The following is a 6,796-nucleotide window of genomic DNA, read 5'->3' as shown; positions in this document are numbered from 1 at the left end:
GTCATAGTCTTCCGGGGTTAATTTAAACTCGGGATTACCAGTTGCATCTTTATATGCTGCTTCGAGTTCTTCAAATGATGCGTCTTTAGAAGCTTTAATTTTGAACATTTTAGACATAGAATCTATTAATTAAAAGATGTTTGAAATGAATATTAGTAAATAATATCCTAATTAAGAATAACTCTTATATCACCTTTAAAAGGTGAATCAACATTAACAAAAAGGGTGTAAAAAAAACTGACTTCGTTCAGCAAGGGATGCCATAAGCAGGATATAGCTAATACGCTTATCGCCAAAAGTTTTATGTGGGTAATCCTTATGCAGAATTAAAAAATTGAAAGCGAATATAACATAATTCAGGAACAGATCAAAAATCGTATCATACCGTATCATTGCGTATCATACCGTATCAATTTTTCACAGTAGTGACCATGAAATTCCCGTATTTTTTAAGTAGTAACCAACATCACAACAAGAAAACGGCTATTAAAGGCAGAAAAAGGCAATGAAAGGCAATTGTAAACCTTTCAGAATCAGCGGAAATCGTGTAAAACCCGCATTATTTGTGTATGCGTCTACTTCCCGATACAAAACTTACTAAATATATAATCCAACTGATCTTCCGTTGTGATCTCACCCGTTATCTCTCCTAAATAGTGCAGGCAGCGGCGGATGTCAAGCGCCACCAGATCGGCGGGCACTTTGTTCTCAAATCCATTTCGGATATCGATGAGCGATTGCAGCACTTCCTGCAGGGCATGATAATGCCGTGCATTGGTGATGATGGTGTCGTCGGTTTGTATTTTGCCCTGTAGCACCAGGTCAACCAGTTTTTCTTTTAATACTTCGGTATGCTGGTTTGCTTTGGCCGAGATAAAAATGATACCGGAAATGGTACTGAACTTTTCGCGAAGTGCAGGCTCGGGTAAAACATCGGCTTTATTGCCGGCGAGGATATATTTTACTTTTTTGCTGTTGAGCTCATTGACGGTGTTTTGCAGCTGCTGCGCCGTTGTTTCATTTACATCGAACAGATAAATGACCACATCGGCCTGCTGCATTTTGGCCAGCGCTTTTTCCATACCAATACTTTCTATCACATCGTGGGTATGTTCGCGGATGCCGGCCGTGTCAATTAAACGGAATAGGATGCCATCGATATTCAGCACTTCCTCGATGGTATCGCGGGTAGTGCCGGCAATATCGCTTACGATGGCGCGGTTTTCGTTAAGCAGGGTATTCAGCAGGGTTGATTTACCGGCGTTGGGCGCCCCGATAATAGCAACGCTTACGCCGTTCTTGATCACATTACCCAGTTGAAAACTATTGGCCAGCTGCTGCGTGGTGTTTTGCGCCTCGTCAAGCAGCGCGAACAACTGGCTGCGGTCGGCAAACTCTACATCTTCCTGCGAAAAATCGAGCTCCAGTTCTATCAATGCCGAGAACATGATCAGCCGTTCGCGCAGGTTCTTTAACCGTTCTGAAAAACCACCGCGGATATTGTGCAGCGCCGTTTTGCGCGAGGCTTCGGTATTGCTGGCAATAAGATCGGCAACGGCCTCCGCCTGTGCCAGATCGAGCTTACCGTTTAAAAATGCGCGCTGGGTAAATTCCCCCGGCTTTGCCAGCCTGGCCCCCTGGTTCACGCAGGCCTGCATTATCTGCTGTAAAACGAAGGGCGAACCGTGACCGGAGATTTCTACCACATCTTCACCCGTGTACGATTTTGGGCCTTTAAACAGCGATACAACCACTTCGTCGAGCATCTTCCCATTCTCCTTCAAATAACCAACATGCAGGGTGTGCGAAGGCTGTCTGGTGAGGTCTTTCGACGGGAATAAATTATTGATAATGCCGAACGCCTGCCGGCCGCTGAGCCTGATAACGCCAATGGCGCCAATTCCCTGGGCAGTTGCCAACGCCACGATAGTATCTTCCCAACCTATTGATTTTCCCTGCATATTTTTTTTCGTCTCTTTGCGTGCAAAAGTACGTTGAAAAAAGACAGAAGAAGCTGCAGGCAGGCTGCCGGTAGAAAATGGTCACATCAGCCGGCGCGCACCAATGCCCCGTAAAAAACAACGGTGCCGCGGCTGGCAGCCGTAGCACCGTAAACGCATTTGAGCCAGGGCGGCCTAATCTACATTCAACCTGAACCCGATAGGCTGCTTTTTGTACGATTTTACCTGGCGGCCGTTTTGAATGGCGGGCGTCCATTTTCCACTTTTCTTAATTACCCTTATCGCTTCTGCACGCAATTCTGCCGGACCGCTCACCGCTTCCACGTTACTTACATTGCCTTCTTTATCTACAACGAACTGCACGGTCACAAAGCCTTCCACTCCCTGATCGATGGCATCCTGGGGGTAGCGGAGATTACGGTTTAGAAAACGTTGCCATGCCGACGTGCCACCGGGATACTCCGATTCAATTTGCACGGATACAAAAATGCCGTCGTCATCTTCGTCATCCCTTTTGATCTCAGTTACTCCTGTTGTTCCTTTCGGATCTCCGGGCGGTGCGATCACGAGGCCCTCATCCTCACCTCCAATACTGTTGAAAGCGCCGATCCTGGCGGTTTCCAGATCTTTTACTTCCGGCGGCCTTTCGTTCTCAGACACCTGGTTGTCCTGAACGATTTTGTAAACCGTGTTCTTAAGTGTTTTAATGTTGAGGTCCTGCGGCGGCGCAGGTGGCTTTAGCGCTGGGGGCGGTGGCGGTTCTATTGGTTTTACCGGCGGTTCTATTACAATTAGCGTTACCGTATCAGACTGAATGATATCGCCTGCCGCCTTTCCTTTTTTACCAGAAAATGCAAAACCCATCGACATTAAACAAACCGACGACAACATAACAGTGATGGACACTGTCATTCGTTTGTTGTACGTTTTTCGTAAATCATAAGCACCGTATGCTTTATTACGTCCCTCGAATAAAATATCGAGTACATCTGCGGTTAGAATGGTAGACTTTTCCATAGCTATTCTTTATTACTAAGACGCGCACACTAATTTATTCCATATATTTTCATAACTAAGTTTGGTATTAACATGATGCAAACCGGAACAAAATGCAAATGTGATAATTCGATAATTTGATAATTGAATACAAATACATTTTCAATGCGCGTCGACTATGCCCGGGCATAAAAAAACCGCATCATGGTTCTACACCACAATGCGGCTAACGGAAATGGCTATACTTATGTTCACACTTACATATTTGCAGCCTGATACAAGGCTGCTTTATTCTTTTTCAATACAACTGATGAATGGCTGGCAATGCCGCTGCTTTATCTTCTTCCAATGATTTTTTTATTATCAATTAGCGTGTCTTCTCCTGTCTCTTTATCAGTAGCAAATGAATCACCAATCAATAATGCAGCAGTGATCAACAATATAACGGCAAGGGGTACAGCAGCCGGCTTCGTAACCACACTCTTCACTAAGATGTTGGCATTTGAATTTTCCATAAAACAAAAAAAAGTCCTCCCCATTGCTGGAGAGGACTTACATCTCTTTATCGTGAAAGATTATCCTTCTGATTCGAGACGGAACACGATCGGTTGCTTCTTGTACGATTTAACCTGGCGTCCGTTTTGTACAGCGGGGGTCCATTTACCACTCTTTTTGATAACCCGTACAGCTTCGCCGCGTAATTCCTGCGGACCGCTGATGGCTTCAACATCACTCACATTTCCCTCTTTGTCAACGATGAACTGTACAACTACAGCACCCTGTACTTCGTTATCGATAGCTTCCTGGGGATAGCGGAGGTTCCTGTTCAGGTAGCGCTGCCAGGCAGCTGCTCCACCGGGATACTCCGACTCGATTTCAACCTTAGTAAAGGTTTTATCCCAGTCTTCATCGTCTTTTTTGGGTGCTTCCACCACCCCTTTTCCGGCATCTTCAACAGGAGGAGCAACAATACCTTCATCCTTCTGACCTTCCTGGTTCATTGTACCGATCTTGGTCTCTTCGAGTTTCTCAACTTCTGGTGGTTTTTCCTCTTCCTTCACCTCTTCATCTTTTACGATCTTGGGAGGTGTGAATTTTGCCATTTCCACTTTTGGTGGCTCTGGTGGCTTTGGTGGCGGAGGAGGTGGCGGCTCCTCTTTTTTCTCTTCTTGTTTTATTTCTTCGAGCTGCACGTCCTGCACCACCACTTCTTTGGACTGCGTTTTATCTTCCAGTAACGCGGATATAAAATATCCGAGGAACAACAGAAGACAAATAGCCGCCACTATAAGAAGCGATGTGACCAACCGCCTGTTATAGGTCTTGCGCAACTGATAAGCACCGTAGTCCTTATTCCGGCCCTCGAAGATGATGTCAAGAACATCAGCGCTTAATATTTTATTGACTTCCATATTAAAAAATCTTTGTAATTAGATGCATTGAATGCAAGTTTCCATAAAGCAACTTTTACTGGCCTGAATTTTCTTCGGTTTTCTGCATTAACTGCACTTCAACGTCGAAAATATCAACCATTGCATAACGCTTTACATCGTTTATGGTCATTTCGTCAAGCATATCAACGGTGTTTTTGTAGGTGGCCTCGGGGCCGGGTTTGATAACCACTACAAAATCCTGGGGATTCGTTGATTTCCTTTTATTGATGATCACATCCCTGATCTCTTTAAAGTTGCTCGATTTGAAGTTGGAACCATCTGGTAACAATTCGCCTTCATAATAAAACACCCCATTGTTTTTACCCAGCATAATGCTCAAAGCGCCAGACGCTTTGATCTTATTCTGCTCTTCGGGCTTTTCCGTGTCTTTCGGCAGGAAAAGCTTCATAGCAGTGGGCTGGCTCATAGTGGTAGTGAATATGAAGAACGTGATCAGCAGGAATCCCAAATCCACCATTGGCGTTAGATCAACGCGTGTAGAAAGTTTCTTCCCTTTCTTAACGCCTGGTCCTTTTTTATGTCCCCCTCCGGAGGAGGTATCCATTTCTGCCATTTCGCACTTTTTTTAAAGTTAAGAATTTAATTCGCTGTTATTCCTCTTTTGAACCGGAAGCCCTTTTTGCAGACAGCGCGGTACCTTCAGGAACCCCTTCGGGGTCAGTCACCATCGAGAACTTGAAGATCTCATTCGCTTTGAATGCATCAATCACTCCTTTGAATGTTGGGTACTTCGCGTTGTTGTCGCCTTTTACCAACAGGGTCATTTTGGCACCAGAGAAGGCACGCGTCGTGGCATTCATCCACACACTCAGTTCATTGTTAGCTGAATCGATGGGAATACCCGGAGCCTTATAATTTTTAACCTGCTCCTCGTTCAATTGCAGGTACGACTTCAACATTGAAAAAGGCACCCCGATGAACGAACCGCTTTTTGCAAATGCAGCTTTTTCCTTATCGCTCAACCCAAGGCTTTTACCCTGGTCGATCATATCGATAATTTCCTGCTTTTGTTCGACATTATCGTCGCCCACAGAATAGTATACTTTTCCTTCCTTATCCATGGTTACGATCACCACATTCTTCTCGTCAACAGGTTTGGTTGAAACCGATTTTGGGGTTACAACTTCCACACTATCAGGTGATTTGAACTTGGTAGTAAGGATGAAGAAAGAAAGTAACAGGAATGCCACATCGCACATCGCGGTCATGTCAACATTGGTACTCTTACGCGGCATTTTGACTTTAGGCATATCTTAAATTTTCTTGATTCTGGTATAAGATTCACTTCATTCCGATTTCCATATAAAGTTCCTGCTTATTTTTTTAAAAAAGCAGGTTTCCCCATTTTGGGGAACACCAACTACTTATATAAGGAAGCGAAACTTTGGGTCAGTGTGAAACCAGACTCATCGATACCATATGTTATAGAGTCGATCTTAGTGGTAAAGATGTTATACATGATGATGGCAACAGCAGATGTACCGATACCCAGGGCCGTATTGTACAGGGCCTCGGAGATACCGCGTGACAACTCTGCGGCAGCACCGCCACCACCTTCAGCAGCCAGGGCAGCGAACGAAGTGATCATCCCCAATACCGTTCCGAACAGACCCAACAGGGTAGCTACCGAAGCGATAGTTGACAGGAAAACCAGGTTCTTTTCGAGCATAGGCAGTTCGAGGGCTGTAGCTTCTTCAACCTCTTTCTGAATAGCTAAAACTTTTTGCTCGGTATCAAGCTCCGTATTAGAGATCATTTCTTTGTACTTGCGCAAACCGGCTTTCATCACATTACCAACACTTCCGCGCTGACGATCGCACTCGGAAATAGCCTGATCAACATTCTTGTTAGCCAGGTGATATTGTACTTTACGAATGAATTCAGCAATGTTACCTGTACCGGTAGCTTTTGTGATGGTCAGCAAACGCTCGATAACAAAGGTGATCGCTGTTAAAAAAGTGGCGATCAACACAGGTACTACTATACCACCTTCATACATTCTCACCAAACCACCTTTAGGTCCTTTATGATGAGGCCAGAATCCACCGGCTGGATCAGGTTGAGTAAAATTGCTGGGATCTCCAAGAACAAAACGCCAGATTACATAACCGGCAAGGATACAAGTTACAGGGGCTACCCATGAAATGGCATTGGATCTTTTTTTTGGTTGAACGGATGTACTACTCTTCGCTGCGGTTGCAGTCGCAACGGGTCTTGTTTCAGCCATGATTGTGTTTTTTAGTGTTTTATAAATTTTAAGCTATCAGTAGATTCTAAATGGGCTCACAATTTTATGGAAAAAGTTATTTCCCTCGATCAAATTGATCAAGAAAAATTTTGATAAGGTTCACAAGTTAAGAAATTTCTTAACTGATCGCCTAAAAA

General features: G+C 44.5%; 7 protein-coding genes. All 7 read right to left on the bottom strand.

The window, feature by feature from the left end; translation table 11 throughout:
- Positions 1–575 precede the first annotated feature (575 nt).
- The 7 genes from mnmE to A4R26_RS32385 all read right to left on the bottom strand — a co-directional run bounded on the left by mnmE (position 576) and on the right by A4R26_RS32385 (position 6,638).
- Positions 576–1,961: a tRNA uridine-5-carboxymethylaminomethyl(34) synthesis GTPase MnmE gene (mnmE, locus tag A4R26_RS32415; RefSeq protein WP_081171002.1), complete on the bottom strand. Its 1,386-nt coding sequence runs from the start codon at positions 1,959–1,961 to the stop codon at positions 576–578.
- 174 nt (positions 1,962–2,135) lie between these two features.
- Positions 2,136–2,978 carry an energy transducer TonB gene (locus tag A4R26_RS32410; protein ID WP_081171000.1) on the bottom strand — a complete coding sequence of 281 codons (843 nt, stop codon included), beginning with the start codon at positions 2,976–2,978 and terminating at the stop codon, positions 2,136–2,138.
- Between the two features lie 314 nt (positions 2,979–3,292).
- On the bottom strand, positions 3,293–3,472 hold the full coding sequence (locus A4R26_RS32405; RefSeq protein WP_133054848.1) for a hypothetical protein: 180 nt from the start codon (positions 3,470–3,472) through the stop codon (positions 3,293–3,295).
- Between the two features lie 60 nt (positions 3,473–3,532).
- Positions 3,533–4,369 carry an energy transducer TonB gene (locus tag A4R26_RS32400; RefSeq protein ID WP_081170996.1) on the bottom strand — a complete coding sequence of 279 codons (837 nt, stop codon included), beginning with the start codon at positions 4,367–4,369 and terminating at the stop codon, positions 3,533–3,535.
- Between the two features lie 55 nt (positions 4,370–4,424).
- The gene (locus A4R26_RS32395; RefSeq protein WP_081170994.1) at positions 4,425–4,964 is read right to left on the bottom strand and encodes an ExbD/TolR family protein; all 540 of its coding nucleotides are present in this window, start codon (positions 4,962–4,964) and stop codon (positions 4,425–4,427) included.
- Between the two features lie 37 nt (positions 4,965–5,001).
- Positions 5,002–5,661 (bottom strand): ExbD/TolR family protein, encoded by a 660-nt coding sequence (locus A4R26_RS32390; protein ID WP_081170992.1) that lies wholly within the window; start codon positions 5,659–5,661, stop codon positions 5,002–5,004.
- Between the two features lie 110 nt (positions 5,662–5,771).
- Positions 5,772–6,638, bottom strand: coding sequence for a MotA/TolQ/ExbB proton channel family protein (locus tag A4R26_RS32385; RefSeq protein ID WP_081170990.1), 867 nt, complete (start codon positions 6,636–6,638; stop codon positions 5,772–5,774).
- Positions 6,639–6,796 lie beyond the last annotated feature (158 nt).

Origin of the sequence: Niastella populi, from assembly GCF_002078015.1 — a bacterium.
GTDB classification, from domain to species: Bacteria; Bacteroidota; Bacteroidia; order Chitinophagales; family Chitinophagaceae; genus Niastella; species Niastella populi.
Note: the sequence above shows the minus strand (reverse complement) of the source record. Positions and strands in the feature narration are given on the sequence as shown.

Bases quoted from the DNA above. Each gene is read 5' to 3' on its own strand.
- mnmE (WP_081171002.1), bottom strand. From the start codon at position 1,961: ATGCAGGGAAAATCAATAGGTTGGGAAGATACTATCGTGGCGTTGGCA.
- A4R26_RS32410 (WP_081171000.1), bottom strand. From the start codon at position 2,978: ATGGAAAAGTCTACCATTCTAACCGCAGATGTACTCGATATTTTATTC.
- A4R26_RS32405 (WP_133054848.1), bottom strand. From the start codon at position 3,472: ATGGAAAATTCAAATGCCAACATCTTAGTGAAGAGTGTGGTTACGAAG.
- A4R26_RS32400 (WP_081170996.1), bottom strand. From the start codon at position 4,369: ATGGAAGTCAATAAAATATTAAGCGCTGATGTTCTTGACATCATCTTC.
- A4R26_RS32395 (WP_081170994.1), bottom strand. From the start codon at position 4,964: ATGGCAGAAATGGATACCTCCTCCGGAGGGGGACATAAAAAAGGACCA.
- A4R26_RS32390 (WP_081170992.1), bottom strand. From the start codon at position 5,661: ATGCCTAAAGTCAAAATGCCGCGTAAGAGTACCAATGTTGACATGACC.
- A4R26_RS32385 (WP_081170990.1), bottom strand. From the start codon at position 6,638: ATGGCTGAAACAAGACCCGTTGCGACTGCAACCGCAGCGAAGAGTAGT.